This window comes from Paenarthrobacter nicotinovorans (assembly GCF_007670255.1).
GTDB lineage: Bacteria > Actinomycetota > Actinomycetes > Actinomycetales > Micrococcaceae > Arthrobacter > Arthrobacter nicotinovorans_B.
The window spans coordinates 213,942-231,970 of record NZ_SZVS01000004.1 but is presented as its reverse complement, the minus strand read 5'-3'; the positions used below and the strand labels follow the sequence as shown (position 1 = coordinate 231,970).

General features: G+C 62.6%; 19 protein-coding genes. 9 read left to right on the top strand and 10 right to left on the bottom strand.

Annotated elements, in window-relative coordinates; translation table 11 throughout:
* Positions 1-89 precede the first annotated feature (89 nt).
* The gene (locus FDP28_RS08285; RefSeq protein WP_144660424.1) at positions 90-1,031 is read left to right on the top strand and encodes a sugar-binding transcriptional regulator; all 942 of its coding nucleotides are present in this window, start codon (positions 90-92) and stop codon (positions 1,029-1,031) included.
* A gap of 8 nt (positions 1,032-1,039) precedes the next feature.
* Here the strand turns inward: FDP28_RS08285 and aztD are convergent, their stop codons facing one another.
* Positions 1,040-2,347 carry a zinc metallochaperone AztD gene (aztD, locus tag FDP28_RS08280; RefSeq protein WP_222120625.1) on the bottom strand — a complete coding sequence of 436 codons (1,308 nt, stop codon included), beginning with the start codon at positions 2,345-2,347 and terminating at the stop codon, positions 1,040-1,042.
* Positions 2,348-2,457: 110 nt separating this feature from the next.
* On the opposite strand from aztD, the gene FDP28_RS08275 reads away from it, so the two are divergent.
* The gene (locus tag FDP28_RS08275) at positions 2,458-3,432 is read left to right on the top strand and encodes an acyl-CoA thioesterase (RefSeq protein ID WP_144660422.1); all 975 of its coding nucleotides are present in this window, start codon (positions 2,458-2,460) and stop codon (positions 3,430-3,432) included.
* Between the two features lie 28 nt (positions 3,433-3,460).
* Here FDP28_RS08275 and FDP28_RS08270 read toward each other — a convergent pair whose 3' ends face one another.
* The 5 genes from FDP28_RS08270 to FDP28_RS08250 all read right to left on the bottom strand — a co-directional run bounded on the left by FDP28_RS08270 (position 3,461) and on the right by FDP28_RS08250 (position 8,387).
* Positions 3,461-4,198, bottom strand: a complete 738-nt coding sequence (locus FDP28_RS08270; protein ID WP_144660420.1) for a VOC family protein — start codon at positions 4,196-4,198, stop codon at positions 3,461-3,463.
* Positions 4,199-4,310: 112 nt separating this feature from the next.
* Positions 4,311-4,967 carry a GntR family transcriptional regulator gene (locus FDP28_RS08265; RefSeq protein ID WP_144660418.1) on the bottom strand — a complete coding sequence of 219 codons (657 nt, stop codon included), beginning with the start codon at positions 4,965-4,967 and terminating at the stop codon, positions 4,311-4,313.
* 137 nt (positions 4,968-5,104) lie between these two features.
* On the bottom strand, positions 5,105-6,100 hold the full coding sequence (locus tag FDP28_RS08260) for a transketolase family protein (RefSeq protein WP_144660415.1): 996 nt from the start codon (positions 6,098-6,100) through the stop codon (positions 5,105-5,107).
* Complete coding sequence (locus FDP28_RS08255) at positions 6,097-6,987, bottom strand: transketolase (RefSeq protein WP_144660413.1); 891 nt, start codon at positions 6,985-6,987, stop codon at positions 6,097-6,099. The genes FDP28_RS08260 and FDP28_RS08255 overlap by 4 nt, the downstream gene beginning before the upstream one ends.
* Positions 6,988-7,049: 62 nt before the next feature.
* Positions 7,050-8,387 (bottom strand): MFS transporter, encoded by a 1,338-nt coding sequence (locus FDP28_RS08250; RefSeq protein ID WP_144660411.1) that lies wholly within the window; start codon positions 8,385-8,387, stop codon positions 7,050-7,052.
* A 204-nt stretch (positions 8,388-8,591) separates the two neighbouring features.
* On the opposite strand from FDP28_RS08250, the gene FDP28_RS08245 reads away from it, so the two are divergent.
* The 5 genes from FDP28_RS08245 to FDP28_RS08225 all read left to right on the top strand — a co-directional run bounded on the left by FDP28_RS08245 (position 8,592) and on the right by FDP28_RS08225 (position 13,004).
* Positions 8,592-9,434, top strand: a complete 843-nt coding sequence (locus tag FDP28_RS08245; RefSeq protein ID WP_144660409.1) for a sugar phosphate isomerase/epimerase family protein — start codon at positions 8,592-8,594, stop codon at positions 9,432-9,434.
* Positions 9,435-9,458: 24 nt separating this feature from the next.
* On the top strand, positions 9,459-10,232 hold the full coding sequence (locus FDP28_RS08240; RefSeq protein ID WP_144660407.1) for an SDR family NAD(P)-dependent oxidoreductase: 774 nt from the start codon (positions 9,459-9,461) through the stop codon (positions 10,230-10,232).
* 31 nt (positions 10,233-10,263) lie between these two features.
* Entirely contained in the window at positions 10,264-12,000 is a 1,737-nt protein-coding gene (locus FDP28_RS08235; protein WP_144660404.1) for a dihydroxyacetone kinase family protein, read from the top strand.
* 13 nt (positions 12,001-12,013) lie between these two features.
* Positions 12,014-12,472, top strand: coding sequence for a ribose-5-phosphate isomerase (locus FDP28_RS08230; RefSeq protein WP_144660401.1), 459 nt, complete (start codon positions 12,014-12,016; stop codon positions 12,470-12,472).
* 70 nt (positions 12,473-12,542) lie between these two features.
* Positions 12,543-13,004: a phage tail protein gene (locus FDP28_RS08225; RefSeq protein WP_144660398.1), complete on the top strand. Its 462-nt coding sequence runs from the start codon at positions 12,543-12,545 to the stop codon at positions 13,002-13,004.
* A gap of 70 nt (positions 13,005-13,074) precedes the next feature.
* Here the strand turns inward: FDP28_RS08225 and FDP28_RS08220 are convergent, their stop codons facing one another.
* Positions 13,075-13,800, bottom strand: coding sequence for a hypothetical protein (locus FDP28_RS08220; RefSeq protein ID WP_144660396.1), 726 nt, complete (start codon positions 13,798-13,800; stop codon positions 13,075-13,077).
* A 95-nt stretch (positions 13,801-13,895) separates the two neighbouring features.
* A complete protein-coding gene (dnaB, locus tag FDP28_RS08215) occupies positions 13,896-15,278 on the bottom strand; it encodes a replicative DNA helicase (protein WP_144660393.1) in 1,383 nt (460 codons plus the stop codon).
* A gap of 592 nt (positions 15,279-15,870) precedes the next feature.
* Between dnaB and FDP28_RS08210 the strand changes: the two genes are divergently transcribed.
* Both FDP28_RS08210 and FDP28_RS08205 read left to right on the top strand, forming a co-directional pair.
* Complete coding sequence (locus tag FDP28_RS08210) at positions 15,871-16,344, top strand: hypothetical protein (protein WP_144660766.1); 474 nt, start codon at positions 15,871-15,873, stop codon at positions 16,342-16,344.
* Between the two features lie 7 nt (positions 16,345-16,351).
* Positions 16,352-16,927 (top strand): hypothetical protein, encoded by a 576-nt coding sequence (locus tag FDP28_RS08205; RefSeq protein WP_144660391.1) that lies wholly within the window; start codon positions 16,352-16,354, stop codon positions 16,925-16,927.
* Here FDP28_RS08205 and FDP28_RS08200 read toward each other — a convergent pair whose 3' ends face one another.
* Together FDP28_RS08200 and FDP28_RS08195 are read right to left on the bottom strand one after the other, a co-directional pair.
* Positions 16,928-17,290, bottom strand: coding sequence for a TFIIB-type zinc ribbon-containing protein (locus FDP28_RS08200; protein ID WP_260842388.1), 363 nt, complete (start codon positions 17,288-17,290; stop codon positions 16,928-16,930).
* Positions 17,291-17,339: 49 nt separating this feature from the next.
* A complete protein-coding gene (locus FDP28_RS08195) occupies positions 17,340-17,963 on the bottom strand; it encodes an FMN reductase (RefSeq protein ID WP_144660386.1) in 624 nt (207 codons plus the stop codon).
* Between the last annotated feature and the right edge of the window lie 66 nt (positions 17,964-18,029).

Sequence of the window (18,029 nt, the reverse complement as noted above, 5' to 3'; positions counted from 1 at the left end):
TGGACTCGCGGCAACCCTGCGGCGTCGGTGCCACAAGGTGTAGATGAAAGACTAATGAGAGCGCTCACAACCTGGTCTATGATGCTCAGGTGAGCAAGGAATTGAGCATGGAAGAGCAGCTGCGCCACGTTTACGCGGCCATGCAGCACCTGAAATTCGGCCGGCCAACAGTGGACATAGCCGAGGAATTGGGGATTTCCCGTTTTGCCGTTGGTCGGATGGTGAAGTTCGCCCGGGAGCAGGGGCTGGTGGAAGTCACCCCACGACTCCCCGACCCCATTGACGCCACCCTTTCCAAGGCGCTGGCCGCTTGCTATGGCTTGGAATCGACCATTGTCTGCATCCCGGCAGCTGAGGGTGACAAGGCCGCCCGCGCCGCTATAGCCGCCGTCGCCTCGAAGCTCCTCTCGGAGCTCATCGAAGAAGATGACATCTTGGGGCTGGGCCCCGGCCGGACCATTCTGGAGACCTGCGCGCGGATACAAACCGCGCCAAATTGCGACTTGGTGCAGCTAACAGGCGTCGCATCGACGGACGATGACAATCTGGAGGTCATCATGGAGTTGCGCCGGGTGGCCCAAGGACGGATGTTTCCGCTTCATTCGCCCGTCATAGCGACTGATCCCGTCGCGGCGCAGGTCATCCGGAGCCAGCCCGGGGTCCGGCAGGCTTTGAAACGGATGGACTTACTGGATAAAGCCGTTTTCACCGTGGGTGGGTGGCCCCACAGTTCGCTCCTGGCCAGCCTTTTGGACGAGACGGGCGAGCTCGGCCCACTGATCGAGCAGGGCGTCGCGGCAGAAATCGGAACCACCCTCCTGGACGCCCATGGCAAGGAGCTTCACCTTCTTGACGACCGCATGATCGGCATCACCACACAGCAACTGGCTTCCGTACCGCTCAAAGTGGCCCTCGGAGGCGGGCCCGGCAAGAAACGAGCTGTGATCGCGGCCCTGAAATCAGGACTGGTGGATACCCTGGTCACCGACGTGGACACCGCCAAGGCTGCATTGGCGGCCGTCAAGAAGTGAGGCAGGAACTAACCAGTCACACCGGTGAGTTCGTTCGGAGTGTGCTCAAGCTTCACCGACTTGGCCACTTTGCCCGTTTTCAGGTCCACAGCGTGAAGTGACTGCGTCGCCGGTTCGGTGACATACGCCGTCGAGCCCTGGACGAAAAGGGTGGGCCGCGGGTCCTGCCAGGTGGCTGATTCCTCCCAGGGCGCCACCACTGGAATGGTGGCCGTGACCGCGCCGGTGAGTGGATCGATCACCCGGAGGCCGCCATCGGTGCCGAGTACCAGTGCTTCGCCTGCGGGGCCGCGGCCCAGCGAGCGGAAGGAATAGCTGGTGCCGATGTCCACGAGCTGCAGGGCGGCGGTCTCAGTGTTAACGAGCGAGATCCGGGTGGGCCGCTCGGGCTTGGCGGCCTTGTCCACTTTGTAATCGCCCAGAATCACGGGAGATTTTTCCGATCCCGCCTGGTTGCCCAAACGGCCGTAGGCATCGGGACTGGCCACCTTGGTGATGGCGCCATCCTTGTAAATGAGCATGCCGTTCTCGCAGCCGACCACCACGGCTTCACCGGCAGCGACCGCCTCGCCGTGGACGCCGGGGCAGTCTTCGTTGCGGACAATTTCCTGACGGTCCTGGCCCTTGCCTGCGGAAAGCACAGCGATTCCCGACCGGCTTTCCTCGTTGCCGAGCGTCACCAGCAGCTTGCCGTCCTCCAGCTCCACCGCCACGCCGTGATGCGCTTCGGGTGTGGTGTAGACGTCGGTGGCGGGCAACTTTCCGTCTTCCACGGCGGCACCCAGCGCGGAACTTTCGAAGCTCTCCACCTTGCCGGATCCATCGCTGAAGAGCACAGTCTTGCCGGCGTGCAGCACCACGTGGCCAGCCTTGTCGGCTTCGAAAGCAAAATCGGTCAGCGCGGGCTCGGAGACGTAATGGTGGCTGTGGTCCCCGTGCGGTTCCGACCAGGCTCCGGCGTCGAAGAGGCGGAAGGCGTCGCCTGTTGAGACGAACACATGCCGACCATCGCCAGCGGGGTTGAGGCGGTTGAAGCCCGCCAGTTCGGCGCCCCCCACGTCGGCGAGGGAGGCGGCGTCGAGGACTCCTATGCCGCCGTCGTGCGTGTAAACCAGGCGGGGCGTCGGCGCGCCTGCCTCTTTAGGGCTGGGCTTCGAAGTGGACGACGGCGACGCGTCGGTCGCGCTGCCGGCAGAACCGCCGGGTGCGGCGCAGGCGGTAAGGAGAAGGGCGGAAAGCCCGACGGCGGCAAGCGGCGTTGCGTGAAGGCGACGCTTTCGGGCGGGCAAGGTGACAGGGTTTGGGTGATGATGCATGCGTTAAATGATATTGATTCTCATTTAGAGAGCAAATTGCTTCTGTCCAAGGCTCCGGGGGGCTCAGTCTTAGTCACGTAACAGAAACACGGCGCCAGTAAACTTCGAGCATGAGCGAGTCCCCCGCGAATTCCGTGACCCTCCGCTTCCTCGCGGCCCCCACTGACGTTGGCCATAGCGGATCCGTTGACGCCGGCACCGTCCTTGAGTGGGTCGACAAAGCCGCCTATGCAGCGGCCGTGGGATGGGCCAAGTCCTATTGCGTCACTGCCTACGTGGGCAACATCCACTTCACTGATCCCGTGAACAGCGGCGACATGGTGGAGGTGACGTCCACCATCGTCTATACCGGCCGCTCCTCCATGCACATCCACACAGTGGTCAGCTCCCACGACCCCAAGGGCGGCCCCGAGACGATGCACAGCCAGTGCATGGTGATCTTTGTTGCCGTCGGGCCCGACGGCAACACGATCCCTGTCCCCCAGTTCGAGCCTTCCACTCCTGCCGAGATCGAAGCCCGCGATCACGCGTTGGCACGCATCGAAGTCCGCGAGCAGATCGTCAACGCGATGAACGCCCAGGAATATACCGACGCCGGGACAGCCGAGCGCGTTACGCTGCGGTTCATGGCGTCCCCGACTGATGTGAACTGGGGCGGCAAAGTCCACGGTGGCATCGTGATGAAGTGGATCGACGAGGCCGCGTACGTTTGCGCGTCCCGTTACTGCGGGAAGGACACAGTAGCGGTGTTTTCCGGCGGCGTTCGTTTCTACCGGCCGCTGCTGATCGGTCACGTGGTGGAAGTTGAGGCCCGGCTGGTGTACACCGGTGCGAAGGGCATGCACATCGCGGTCCACGTTCGTTCAGGCGACCCCAAGACCCGCGAGATGAACCTGACCACGTACTGCCTCACCGTGATGGTGGCGCGCGACGAAACCGGTACGGCCGTGCCGATTCCGGAGTGGGTTCCCGTGTCTGATGAAGACAAGAAGCTGCACGCACATGCCCGCGAACTACTTGAAATTCGGGGACGGGCGCCGGGCAACCGACTGCCGGATCACTTGCTGAAGGCGGCTGGGCGGTAGTCGCCTTGGGCCTCGCTGGGCTGGGCCGCTAGCGGGGCGCCAGCACGCAGAAGTCGTTTCCCTCAGGGTCCCTAAGACATTTCCACGGGACATTCCCTTGACCAACGTCGGCGTCATAGGCCCCAAGGGAGTGCAGCCTCTTCACCTCTGGGGTTTGGTCGTCCCCAGGGTAGGGCATCAGGTCGAGATGGATACGGCTTTGCAGGGCGCCCGGGTCCGGGGTTTTGAGGAGCTCAAGGTAGGGGCCCACGCCTTGGGACGACCTCAACCTCGCATGCTCATCGTTTACCTCGTGCAAGGTCCAGTCCATGGCCTCACTCCAGAAATCGGCCATGGCCCTGGGATTGTCACAGTTGACTACCACCGTGGCGATGGGACCGGTGTCCTGGTAGATCGGCCGTGGCTCGAGGACACAGAACAAGTTGCCTTCAGGATCAGCCATCACCACCCACGGCACGTCTCCCTGGCCGATGTCGGCGAGCGTCGCACCCAGTCCCTTCAAGCGCCCGACAAGCTCGCGCTGGTGGGCTGCAGAGGTGGTGGCAAGGTCCAGGTGAACACGGTACTTCACCGTCTCAGGGTCCGGAACGGTGACCACGTCCACGCAGACGGCTGTGGGATCGGGCCATGTGAAGCCGAGTGGTTCCACGTTGGTGACACCGGGTCCCTCGCTGGAAACACCCCAGCCGAGGGCGTCAGCCCAGAATTGCCCGAGAGCTGAATCATCGCGGGCCTTGAAATTCACTTGAACCAAACGCAGTGCCATGGTTCACAACCATATGCCCGGGGAGGACTACTCTTCGGGAACTCACCACCACTGTCTCCGCGCCCATGGCAATTGCGCAACAGGCTGTTGCGCAATTGGGTTAGGGCAGGAACTACCCCACCAAATTCTCGGCCGCGCCATTCATGTGCTCGATGATCGTTTCCCGTGCCTTCGCAGCGTTCCCGGTCTCGATCGCTGCAACAATGTCATGATGCCGCCCGACACTCATGTTGCGCGTGGCGCGTTCCAACCCGGCGAACATGATGGACATCCGGATGGAGCCTTCCAACGACTCCCACGAATGCAGCAACGTCTCGTTTCCGGACAGCCGGCACAGCGTGCGGTGAAATTCGAGGTCCGATTCGATGCGCTCCTCAAGTGAGGATTTCGCGGCCTTGTCCATATTTTCGACGGCGGCACGCAACTCTGCGAGGGCGGGCTCCTTGTCCGGCATGTCGCTCAGGGTCCGGGCGGCCAGTGACTCCAGCACCCCACGGACAGCGAAGATGTCCCGGATTTCCTTGACGTCCAAGTGCCGTACGGACATGCGCCCACGCGGTCCGGCGGAGATCAGGCCTTCCTGTTCCAGCTGACGGAGGGCTTCACGCAGGGTGCCCCGGCTGATCTGGAGCATTTCGGAGAGCTCGGTCTCCACCAGGTGCCGTCCCGGCTCAAGCTCGCCACTGGTGATTGCAGTGCGCAAGGCTGCGAGCGCCTGTTCGCGAAGGCTCTTCTTCTCCAGTCCCAGCAGGGAGGCTGTGGCGGCCATGGTGTGTCCTCGGTTCTATTGGCAACTGCTGACAGTCCGTTGTTAACTGTCGATACTACGGGCGCCCGGGTTTTTGTACAGCTAATGACCTTTGGAAGCGGCTTTAAGGGCATTAGCTGTACAAAAACTCCGGAGGGCTAGGCGAGTTCAGCCAGCACCTTTGCCACGATCCGGTCGACGGACAGTCCGTATCGTTCGTGCAGTGTCGGCAGCGCGCCGGCGTCGAGGAATTGGTCCGGAAGCGCGATGGGAACCACGCGCTTGCCAAGACCGGCACTTACGACGGCGGAGGCAACAGTTTCGAACAAACCGCCAACAACGGTGTGGTTCTCAAGCGTCACGGCGAGGCGATCCGTGTTCAGTTCAGCCAGCACGGTTGCCGAGTCGAAGGGCTTGATCGTCGGAGTGTGAACCACTGCCACGTCAACGTTGTGGGCAGCCAGGGCGTCCGCGGCCTGCAGCGCACGCATGGTCATCAGGCCCGAGGAAACGAATACGACGTCGTTGCCGCCGCGCAGGACCTTCGCTTTGCCGAGCTCGAATGTGTAGTCGTACTCATCCAGGACAGTCGGCACGTTGCCGCGCAGCAACCGCAGGTACGTAGGGCCGTCCGAGGCGGCGAGCTGCGGAACTGCCTGTTCGATGTCCACGGAGTCGCACGGGTCCACGATGGTCAGGTTGGGCATGCCGCGGAAGATCGCCATGTCTTCGGTTGCCTGGTGGCTTGGCCCGTAGCCCGTGGTCAGGCCAGGCAGGCCGCCGACGATGTTGACGTTCAAGTTGGGCTCGGCGATGTCCAGGCACAGGAAGTCGTAGGCACGCCGGGCTGCGAACACGGAGTAGGTGGACGCGAAAGGAACCAGCCCGGTCTCAGCCATGCCGGCGGCTGCACCAAACAGGAGCTGCTCGGCCATGCCCATTTGGAAGAATCTCTCCGGGAAGGCCTTCGCGAAGATGTGCATGTCCGTGTACTTGCCCAGGTCCGCGGTCAACCCGACAATCGCAGGGTTGGCTTCCGCGGCTGCCACCAGAGCGTGCCCGAACGGGGCGGACGTGGTCTTCTGGCCAGGGTCGGCGAACGAGGCGATCATGGCCGAGGTCTTCAACTTCGGCTTTGCCGTGGTGGTGCTCATGCTGAGACCGTCCCTTCGTATCCTGCAGTCAACTGATCGCGGCAGATCTGCCATTCGTTTTCTTCGATGCGCATGAAGTGCGCCTTCTCGCGGGTCTCCAGCAGTGGCACGCCACGGCCCACCTTGGTGTCACACAGGATCACGGACGGCCTCCCGACCGGATCGGAAACCGAGGCGATGTTGTCGAACGCAGCCAGCAGCGCACCGACGTCGTTCCCGTCCACCCGCTGCGTGTACCAACCGAACGATTCCCACTTCTCCGTCACCGGCTCGGTGCGCAGCACCGTGTTGGTGGCGCCGTCGGCCTGGAGTGCGTTGATGTCCACCATGGCGATGAGGTTGCCCAGCTGGTGGTGGTGCGCCCCCATGGCCGCCTCCCAGGTCGAACCTTCATCCAACTCACCGTCGGAAAGGAAGTTGATTACCCGCGAAGCCGAACCTTGGGCCCGCAAGCCCAATGCCATACCCACGGCAATCGTGAGGCCGTGGCCCAGCGAACCGCCGGAGATTTCCATGCCCGGGGTGTAGGTGGACATTCCGGACATCGGCAGGCGGGAATCATCCGAACCGTAGGTTTCCAGCTCGGCAACCGGGACGATTCCGGCTTCAGCCAGCGCCGCGTAGTGTCCGATCGCGTAATGGCCCGTGGAGAGCAGGAACCGGTCCCGGCCCTCCCAGTGAGGGTTTTCGGCCTGGTAGCTGAGCTGGTCGGCGTATACGGCGGCGAACATGTCCGCGGCACCCAGCGCCTGACCGACGTAGCCTTGGCCTTGTACCTCGCCCATGTTCAGGGCGTGGTGGCGGATGTGATAGGCAGCAGCGCGGATACGCTCGACGCGCTCGGCGGCCGGCAAAGCGGGCGCTGCTTCTACTGATGAGAGAGACACTGGATTCCTTCCGGGTCGGGCGCGTACCGATGGGGAGAACGCGCCCGACGTCGAGTGGTTGCTTAGGCGTTTACCGTCTGGGGAGTTTTGCTGGCGGCTTCTTCGGCGAGCTTGCGCTCACGCTTACCCCAGGTTTCCTTGGTGACCAGCGCGGCCCACAGACCGATCGCGCCATAGATGCTGAAGAGGGCTGCAGGGCCAACCCAACCAAAGCTCACAAACAGCAGCGTGGTGATGAAGGGCGTAAAACCGGAGACCATGGCGGAGATCTGGTAGGCCAGGGAGGCGCCGGAGGAACGGGTCTTGGCCTGGAAGAGTTCCGGGAACCAAGCGCCCTGGGCACCGGCGAGGGAGTTCTGGCACACGGCGTACGCGATCACAATGGTGGCGATGATGAAGATGAAGAGACCGGTGTTGACCAGGAGGAACATCGGGATGCCGAAGACAACGGCGAACGCGGTGGACCAGATGTAGACGGGCCGGCGGCCTACCTTGTCGGTCAACTTACCCCAGGCGTAGGTGGCGAAGATGCCGATGGCGGCCGCGATGCACAGGGCAACCAGGGTCTGGGTCTTGTCTGCGAGCTTGGTGCTGTGCAGGTAGGAAATCATGTAGGTCACGGAGACGGCGTAGCCTGCGGTTTCGGCGATGCGGAGGCCGATGCCGCGGACGATGTTGCGCCAGTCGGTCTTGATGACCTCAACGATGGGGGACTTCACGATGTCGCCCTTGGTCTTGACGTCCTCAAAGACCGGGGACTCGGGAACTTTGGAACGGATGATCAAACCAACGGCCACCAGCAGGATGCTCGCCAGGAACGGCACGCGCCACGCCCATTCGCTGCCGAGGCCAACACTGAAGAGGAACACGAGGTTCGCGAGCAACAAGCCAACGGGGAAGCCGGCCTGCACGATTCCCGTGAACTGGCCCTTTTTGCGCCACGGTGCGTGCTCGTAGCTCATCAAAATGGCACCGCCCCATTCAGCACCGAAGGCAAGGCCTTGGATGATGCGCACAAGAACCAGGAGCGCGGGAGCCAGAAGGCCAACCTGCTGGTAAGTAGGTAGCAAGCCGATAGCAAAAGTCGCCAGGCCCATGAGAATCAGCGAGGCCACCAGCACCGGCTTGCGACCGAGCTTGTCACCAAGGTGGCCACCGATGATGCCGCCCAGCGGACGGGCAGCGAAGCCGACGCCGAGGGTCGCGAAGGAGGCCAGGGTGCCAGTTACCGGGTCGGCGCCCGGGAAGAAGGCCGTACCGAAGTACAGCGCAGCGGCGGTGCCGAAACCGATGAAGTCATAGGTTTCGATGACTGCGCCCACGCCCGAGCCGACGGCGACGCGCTTTGCTTCCTTGGTTCCATGAACCGGACCACGCATGGTCAGAGCTTCATTGCTCATGAGTGTCTTTCCCTTTCAAAAGTGCGGCGCTTCTTCGGCAACCCCACTGTCGACAGTCAACATAATACGTCAACTGTGACCGAGACCACCAGCAATGTCAACAGTCAACTTGAGAGGTTGACTGTTGACAGTTAACGAAGCTAACGTGGTGTCCATCACTAAGGCCCTTCTCCGTCGAGGGGCTCAACTTGAGGATCAACGACGATGTTTCATCACCGACTGGGCTGTTCTTCCATCAGCTTTCGACACCAGGACCTCGCCGCCGCCCTGCACACCATGCGCGGGCTCGGCTTCGAGGAGATTGACCTGGGCGCCCTCCCCGGCGTCTGCGACCACGTGCCCTACATACTTGACGCCAAGGCAGTCGAGGCGGTTGCCGCCGTCGTGCGTGATTCCGGACTCCGCGTCCGCTCGGTCAACGGCGACGTCGGCGACCTGAACGCAACGCTCGACGCCGGTGCCGCGGAAGCGCGCGAACGCCACCTTGGGATGCTGCTCAGCCTGGCGGAGAAGACCGGCGCGAAGGCGCTTGTCCTCCCATGCGGAGCGATCGACCACGATCCTGTGCGCAGTTTGGAAGAAGACATCGACGCTGTTGCTTCGCAGCTGATCCACGCGTCGGAGCGGGCCAAGGAGTTCGGCGTCGAGCTGTGGACCGAGTCCCTCCACTACTTCCGGCTTTGCTGGAACATCGAACGCGCGCAGCTGCTCGCAGACCGCCTGGCCGGTTCCGATGTCGGAATCGTCATGGACTTCAGCCACATCGTTGCCTCCGGCGGCGACCCCGAGGACTTCGTTTCGCGGTTTGGCGAGCGCATCACCCATGTGCACCTCCGCGACGCGACGGCTGCCACTGACACGCAGCCCGGCAACATCAACCTCAGCATCGGCAATGGCCAGGCTGACTTTGCCGCCGGCCTCTCAAAGCTGCGGGGCGCCGGCTACACCGGCCACTTCTCACTGGAACTCGAAACGCGCGACGTCACCCACGACGAGCGACCGGCCGCCGCCGCCAAAGCCGGCAGCTACATCTCAGACCTCATCTAACAACCACAACTTTCAAGGAGCACCATGACCACCATCCAGCGCACCGCCGTCCTCACCGGAGCCACCTCAGAGCGCGGCATCGGCCTCACCACCGCCCGCCGCTACGCCGCCCAAGGATGGGGCGTCGCCATCCTGGACCTCGACGGCGAGAAGTCCGCCAAGGTTGCCGCCGAAATCGGCAACGAGTTCAACGTCCCGGCTTTCGGTTACGAGATCGACGTCGCCAACGAAGCTTCCGTCGCAGCTGCCCAGGCAGCCGTTGCCGCTGAGGTTTCCAGCGGTCACCTTCCTCCCGTCGGCGCCTTGGCGAACATCGCCGGAATCACCTCGCCCGTCCCGTTCCTCGAAACCACGCTTGAACTGTGGCACAAGGTCATGGACGTCAACGCCACCGGCACCTACCTCGTAACCAAGGCGTTCCTGCCGGACATGATCGCCAACGGCTGGGGCCGCATCGTGAACATGTCCTCCGTTTCCGCGCAGCGCGGCGGTGGCGTGTTCGGCAAGGTTCCCTACTCGGCAGCCAAGGCGGCCATCCTCGGATTCACCAAGGCCCTGGCCCGTGAAATCGGTGAAACCGGCGTGACCGTCAACGCCATCACCCCCGGCGCAGTAGACACCAACATCCGCGTGGGCAGCACTGAAGAGCAGGAAGCCGCCATCAACGCCGGCATCCCCTTGGGCCGCAATGCCACTACGGAGGAAGTGGCCGCCGTCATCACGTTCCTCTCCTCCGAGGATTCCGCGTACCTCACTGGCACCACGATCGACATCAACGGCGGCAGCCACATCCACTAGTCCCGTTCTTCGAGGAAAACCAGGACCCACCATGACCAAAATCTTCAACGATCCCGCTGACTTTGCAGATGAAGCGCTTGCCGGCTTCTGTGACGCCCACTCGGACCTCGTTCGCCAGGTTGAGGGCGGAGCTGTACGACGCAACCGGCCGGCCACGCCAAAAGTCGCCGTGATCACAGGCGGTGGCTCGGGCCACTATCCCGCATTCGCCGGCATCATCGGCCCGGGTTTCGCTGACGGTGCCGTGGTGGGCAATATCTTCACCTCACCGTCCACCCAGCAGGCCTACTCCGTGGCGAAGGCTGCCAACTCCGGAGCCGGGGTGGTGTTCACCTACGGCAACTATGCCGGGGACGTCATGAATTTCGGAATGGCCAGCGAGCGCTTGAACGCTGAAGGCATCCGGGCGGAAAACGTGCTGGTCACGGACGACATCGCCAGCGCTCCCCTTTCCGAGATCGAAAAGCGCCGCGGAATTGCCGGCGACTTCGTGGTCTTCAAGGTCATGGGTGCTGCCGCTGAGGCCGGACTGGATCTGGACTCCGTGGTCCGGTTGGGCCGCAAGACGAACGAGCTCACACGCACCATCGGAACAGCGTTCGGTGGCTGCACGTTCCCTGGTGCCGATGCTCCGCTCTTCCGCCTTCCCGAGGGACAGATGGGCCTGGGCCTGGGCATCCACGGCGAACCCGGACTGTTCGATACCGAGCTGCCCACCGCCGTCGAGCTTGGCCGGGAACTGGTACGGCGCGTGCTGGAGGAGGCTCCTGCGGGCGGTTCGACGCGGCTCGCGGTGATCCTGAACGGCCTGGGTTCAACCAAACACGAGGAGCTCTTCGTCCTTTGGCGCACCGTGGCTCCCCTGCTTCGCGACGCCGGCTACACGCTGGTGATGCCGGAAGTTGGCGAACTGGTGACGTCCTTGGACATGGCCGGCGCATCGCTGACGCTCACGTGGCTCGATGACGAACTGGAGCAGTACTGGACAGCCCCGGCGCTGACGCCAGCGTACCGTCGGGGGTCCGTCGGATTCGACGTTGTTGCCTCCGAGGACGCCTCCGAGGATTTCGTCACGGAAGCGGCCCACTACTCCTCCACAGAGGCTTCCCGCGCCTACGCGGGTCAGTGCCTTGGTGCTTTGGAGACCGCGGCCGCCCTGCTGCGTTCTTCCGAAACCATGCTGGGCGACATGGATGCCATAGCCGGCGACGGCGACCATGGACGCGGCATGGTCCGCGGCTCGGCGGCATCCCTCGAGGCTGCTGCGGCCGCCTTTTCCGTGGGCGCCGGCGCTGGTTCGGTCCTGATTGCCGCTGGAGACGCCTGGGCCGATAAAGCCGGCGGCACGTCGGGCGTCCTGTGGGGTGCCGGGCTGCGCGCTTTTGGTGAACGCTTGGGAGACGCGGAAATCCCGACGCCGGAGGTCCTCACCGAGTCTGTCCGTGCCTTCGCTGACCGCATGGCGAGCCTTGGAAAGGCGGAGATCGGCGACAAGACCATGATGGATGCGCTGCTGCCGTTTGTTTCCTCGCTGGAGAAAGGTGTGGCTGCCGGTACGCCCTTGGAACACGCGTGGGCAACTGCCGCGGCTGATGCAACAACCGCGGCTGCGTCCACCGCGGACCTTCGACCCCTCAAGGGCCGTGCCAGGCCACTCGCCGAGAAAAGCATCGGCACGCCCGATCCCGGGGCGACGTCGCTCGCCATGGTGTTTGCCGCCGTCGGACCCCATTTCACTGCAGTTCCCGTAGCTGCCGCCAACCACTAGGAGAACCACCACCATGCGCATCATCGTGGGCGCCGACGAAGCCGGCGTTGACTACAAGGACCGAATCCTGGCCGACCTCCAGGCCGACTCACGGATCACCGAAGTGATCGATATCGGAGTCCATCGTGACGATGAGGACTTCTCGCGCCCGTATCCCTATGTGGGTATCGCGGCCGGTGAGATGATCCGGGACGGCAAAGCCGACCGCGCCATCCTGTTCTGCGGTACGGGAATCGGTGTGGCCATTGCCGCGAACAAGGTGCCGGGAATCCGGGCTACGGCAGCGCACGATTCGTTCTCCGTGGAACGCTCCATTCTGTCCAACGACTGCCAAGTCCTCACCATGGGCCAGCGCGTTGTGGGCGTGGAGCTTGCCCGTCGGCTGGCGAAGGAGTGGATCGGCTACGCCTTCGATCCGTCCTCGGGGTCGGCTGCAAAGGTCAAGGTGCTGAGCGACTTCGAGGGCTGCTAGGGGCAAGTTCAGCCGGCCCGGGCCGCCCCATCAGTAGCATTGGTGCAAACACGCCGGACCAGGAGAGCTGATGCCCTACACCGTTGACTTCAAGACCGTATCCACAGTTGGACTTGAGTCCTCACCTGTCGCCGAGGCGGCAGCCGGGCTGCGTGCCAACGAAGCCCGCTATTACAAGAATAAGTACGACCACGACTTCACGGTGAGCCCCGCCGAGGAGCTCCCTGAGGTAGTGGACAGGGTGAGCCGGATCCTTAAGGAAGAGCGGGACATCGTGATCAAGTCCAAGCCGTTGGAAGCCACGGCTTTCCAGGTGGAGGACCTGCAGATGGCATACGTGTTCTACGAGTCCGGCTTGTCGATCAATGTCATGTACAGCACGGGCGAGGGAAAGCGGGCGGTGGGCTTCAAGCTCGCCGACGGCATGGACGTCCCCGAGGAGCTGGACTCGAAGTTCAAGTTCGCCCGGCAAAAGTCCAAGCTGGCCGGAACGATCCGTGGCTCCTACTTCGTGATCAAGGGCGAGTACTGAACTCGCCAGCCAAGAGCCACAAAAAGGCCGTACGTACGAGGACACCTCGTGCGTACGGCCTTTTTCGAAGCTACTTGATCAGCGCTGCGGCCTGATCCATGAGCGCACCGGCTGTTTCCGGTCCGCCGGTTGCAGAGCTGTTACTGGATGCGGAAGCCGAGATCAGGACTCCGTCCTTGAGGGCGTACGCGTTGTAGATGGCTCCTGACTTTCCGTCAGGCATGACCATGACGGTCTTGGAGGCCACAGTCCCCGGGACTGAGCCGACGCCGTCGATCCTTTCCGTCGTAAGGGTCATGACGTCCCCCTCAGCCGACAGCGTCACCGTCTTGCATGTCTCGATCTGCGACTCGCTCTTGTCCAGGCTTGCCTGGAGCGCCGCGGATTCGACGCCGGAGGCCAGGACCACGCTGGTGATGAACTCACCCGCCTTGGACCTGGTAGTGCCGGCAGACGCGGCGCCGTCCACGGGTTGGTACACACCAAGCGTGCCGAGGTTCCCGCATTCCGAAGGTTCAATAACTGCCTTGTTGAGCACGCGAACGGGTTCATACTGGGCCACCAGCTCTTGGTCGGAAACTACTGCACGGCTAGTACCGTCAGCTTCCTTGATCTGCCCCACCAAAGCGACGAGCTCGTCCTTGGTGTACTGCTTCGCGGGCGTTGGTGTTGCAGTAGCCGTCTCGCTGGCAGGGCCCGACGAGGATTGCGGTGATGCCGTAGCGCCACCGCAGGCCGTCAATGCCGTAACCATCAATACAGTTGCCCCGAGTCCGGGCAGCAAATTCTTCTTCATATGTGTCCCCCCAATATTTCTCTGTACTGCATCCGCAGGCGCGGACTCCAGCAAGGCTACTGTCCGCGTTGTCCTACGCAAAAAATCCCGCGGGCCTAGAAACCCCCACCGCCGGTCTCGCCAGCCATGTTGGCGAAGCGTGAGTAGTGACCCTGGAAAGCCACAACGATGTCCTTGGTGGGACCGTTACGGTGCTTTGCAATGAGGATGTCGGCCTCGCCCGCACGCGGGGATTCCTTGTCGTAGACATCTTCACGGTGAAGCAGGATGACCATGTCGGCGTCCTGCTCGATGGAGCCGGATTCACGAAGGTCCGAAACCATGGGCCGCTTGTCCTGGCGCTGCTCCGAACCACGGTTCAGCTGCGACAGGGCGATCACGGGTACCTGCAACTCCTTGGCAAGCAGCTTGAGGGCACGCGAGAACTCGGAAACTTCCTGCTGGCGGGATTCCACTTTTTTGCCCGAGCTCATGAGCTGGAGGTAGTCAAGGATGACCAGCTTGAGGTCGTGCTGCTGCTTCAAGCGGCGGCACTTGGCCCGGATCTCCATCAGCGACATGTTCGGGCTGTCATCAATGAAGAGGGGAGCATCGTTCATGCGGCCCATGGTGGTGGCGATCTTGGACCACTGTTCGTCCTTGATGGTGCCCTTGCGGAGGTCCTGAAGGCCGATGGTGGCTTCTGCGGAGAGAAGACGCATCGCAATCTCGTTCCGGCCCATTTCCAGGGAGAACATGACCGTGGCCAGGTTGTTCTTGATGGCAGCGGAACGGGCAAAGTCCAACGCGAATGTGGACTTACCGACGGCAGGACGGGCTGCGATAACGATCATCTGGCCCGGGTGGAGGCCGTGCGTCAGTTCGTCGAGTTCGTAGAACCCGGTGGGGACGCCTGTCATGCCTTCGCCGCGGTGCCCCGAAGCTTCGATTTCGTCCACGGTGGACTCCATGACGTCCTTCAACGCCACGTAGTCCTCGGCCGTACGCTTTTCAGCAACTGCGTAAACCTCGGCTTGTGCCTGGTTGACGAGATCTTCCACCTCGCCGTCCTGGCCGTAGCCCATCTGGACGATCTTGGTTCCGGCATTCACCAGACGGCGAAGCACGGCGCGCTCGGCCACGATTTCCGCGTAGTAACCGGCGTTCGCCGCGGTGGGGACGGTCTGGATGAGCTCGTGAAGGTACGCCGGCCCGCCGATCCGGTTGATCTCGCCGCGCTTGGTGAGTTCGTCCGACACCGTAACGGCGTCAGCTGGTTCGCCCCGGCCATAGAGGTCGATGATGGACTCGTAGATGGTCTCGTGGGCCGGACGGTAGAAGTCGTGCCCACGGACGATCTCCACGACGTCCGCGATTGCGTCCTTGGACAGCATCATGCCGCCGAGTACGGATTGTTCAGCAGGGATGTCCTGGGGAGGCTTCCGGCTCGAGTCCGAAGCGCGAGTGCCCTCGATTGAGTCCAAGTGCGTAACTGACAAAGCCGTCCTCCAAATATGTACCGCCGCAAAGATGTACTCCCTGGCGGTCACAAAGCGCAGTGTGTGGCTACGCCGTCCGCCGGGTTTCCTCTGACAATGCCAGCCGGCCCCGACAAAATAGCGGTATCCACAAGTTATCCACAGTGCCTTCCTTGAGCCCGTCACGGGTTGTGACTTTTTGACGGGCCTGGAAACTCAATGCGGGTAAATGAGTGCCCAAAATGGACACTTCAGACACGTTACAGCAGGTGGCAGATGACCCCTGTGGATAACTTGTGGAATACCACCTCAACGTTGTGCACAGACTGTGCGTTACTCTGTGGATAGAGAAATTCTTTGAGCGGCATCAACGCTCTGACCTGCGGAAACGTTGCTCACAAGCTGTGGACTAAAGAAAATTTTGCCCACAAATCATCCACAGCCGTGTCGATTCCCGAGTCTGCAGAAGCGGGCAAAAACACCCCAAACATGCCCCAAATGTGATGGAACTTACATTCCATGCCTTAATTTGACACCATGCTCTCGGAAGCCTATGCCGACCGTGGAATGTGCTGTGGATAACGCACTTCTGGCATAAGCTCTAAGCATGGGGATGAACTTTGGTGACGTGCTGACGGTTGCCCTTCCGTTGCTCGTCCTCCTGGGCCTGCTGTGGGCGCTGTCGGCGGCCTTCAGACCGCGGGATACGGGCATGTCGGACGCCGAAAGATACCAACGCGAACTCGCGGCCCGTTCCGCCGCGCACCAGGCTTCCCAAGTCCAGCAGGCGTTGGCCCTTCGAGCCCGCATCGAGGCTACGACCAAGCCCAGCCAGAACGCAGCCCAGCACAGCCAGCATGCGCAACCGAACAACGCGGCAATCCAGGCACAGACCGGACGCGCTCCGGCCGCCAATCAGCCAGGTCAGCAGCCCGCGGTCCTCCCCAACGGCCCGCTCAACCCCCAGCTCGCCTTTGAGCTGCAGAACCTGGTCCGCAGCGGAAAGAAGATCGAGGCCATCAAAGTTCTTCGCCAAGCCACCCATTCAGATTTGCTTACCGCCAAGAACTACGTAGATCGGCTCTGACAACGCCATGGATTCAATCCTCATCCCGCTCCTGATCCTCATTGCGGTCGTCGCGGGAGTGCTCCTGCTTATTCATTCATTCACCAAGCGCTCAGCGGAAACGAAGGCAAACGCCCAGGCAACGAGTGCGCCGAAGGACCCGGTGGAACTGGCCAGGGAGTCAGCAGCCAAGCTCAACCAGGAGCAGCACCGCCAGCTGTATTCGCTGATAGCCCAGGGCCAGGGCATGGCCGCCATCAAGCTCTATCTGCAAGCCACGGGAGAAGGCCTTCGTGCCTCGCGCAACGCCGTGGGTGCCTTGGCGGCGCACCCCCAGCCGTTCACGCCGGAAACCCCCGCCAAGGACCTGCTCGCCGATGATGACGACGAGCCCGAGCGCTTCCCCTACCGCTACAGGGCGATCGTGAGCAAGGGCGATGTGACCCGTGAAGTCAGCAGCAATATGCTCAACGACGAAATCTACGGCCGGATCCGTACGCTGGCAAAGAGTGGTGATGTTGAGGGTGCGGCACTGGCTTTGACCCGCCACTCGGACATCAACATCAAACAGGCCCGTGAATTCATCGAACTCCTGGACGACTGACTAAAAGTCGAAGAGGTCGCCAAGGAAGCCTTCCTTCTTCTTCCGCTTACGGCCGTACTGGTCCCGGTCACCCCGCCGCTCATACTCGCGCCGATCGTAGTCCCGGTCGTAGTCGCGCCGCCCCCTGTCCTCATACCGCGATTCCTGCGGACGGGACTCGAAGGGGTTATAGAGGGGCGGCGGGGCGATCGGAGGCTGGGGCGCCAGCGGGACAGGCCGCGATGCCGAAGGGACGGTCTCCGCCGCTACACGGTCGATGATCTTGTCCAGCTCGCCGCGATCCAGCCACACTCCCCTGCATTTCGGGCAGTAATCGATCTCCACGCCGCTTCGTTCGCTCATCACCAGGTCAATGGAATCCACAGGACACTTCATGCTTGCCCCAACGACCCAACCTGGGTAAAAGTTCGGACTACCTGCCTGCCGAGATTCCGGCGAGCAGCTGCTCAAACGGCAGCGACTCAAGAACCGGAGCCTTGCGGCCGGGCTGGGGGCCGCTCAGCAGTTGCACGAGTTCACCGGCTGCCCGGTCCACCCGCGACGACAGTGGCGAGCCGCCGTCGTCGTTTCCCCAGTCCTGTGGCCCCGCGAAAACGGCGGTAGCGGCAATCCGCGTCCGGAGGTACGTGAACAGCGGGCGCATGGCGTAGTCCAGGACCATCTGGTGGCGGTCGGTGCCGCCGGTAGCACCCAGCAGGACCGCCTTGCCATCCAGCGACTTGGGATCGAGGACGTCGATGAACGACTTGAAAAGGCCACTGTAGGAAGCACTGAACACCGGGCTGACAGCGATGATGGCGTCGGAATCCTCGACGCCGGCAATCACCTCCGCTAGGCGGGGCGCCGCATAGCCGGTGACAAAGTTGTTCGCGATGTCCACAGCGAGGTCGCGAAGCTCGACGACGTCGATCCTCGCCTCATAGCCTGCCGCACGCAGTTGCCGCTCGGCGGAGGCGGCCAGCTGGTCGGCCAGCAGACGGCTCGACGACGGCACGCCGAGTCCGGCGGAAAGTACGGTGATGCGGCGGGTTTCCATGGCGTTTCTCCTGTTGCTCGTTCATTCAGTTTACATGCGTTTGCATCTAAATCAATGAACAGGGGC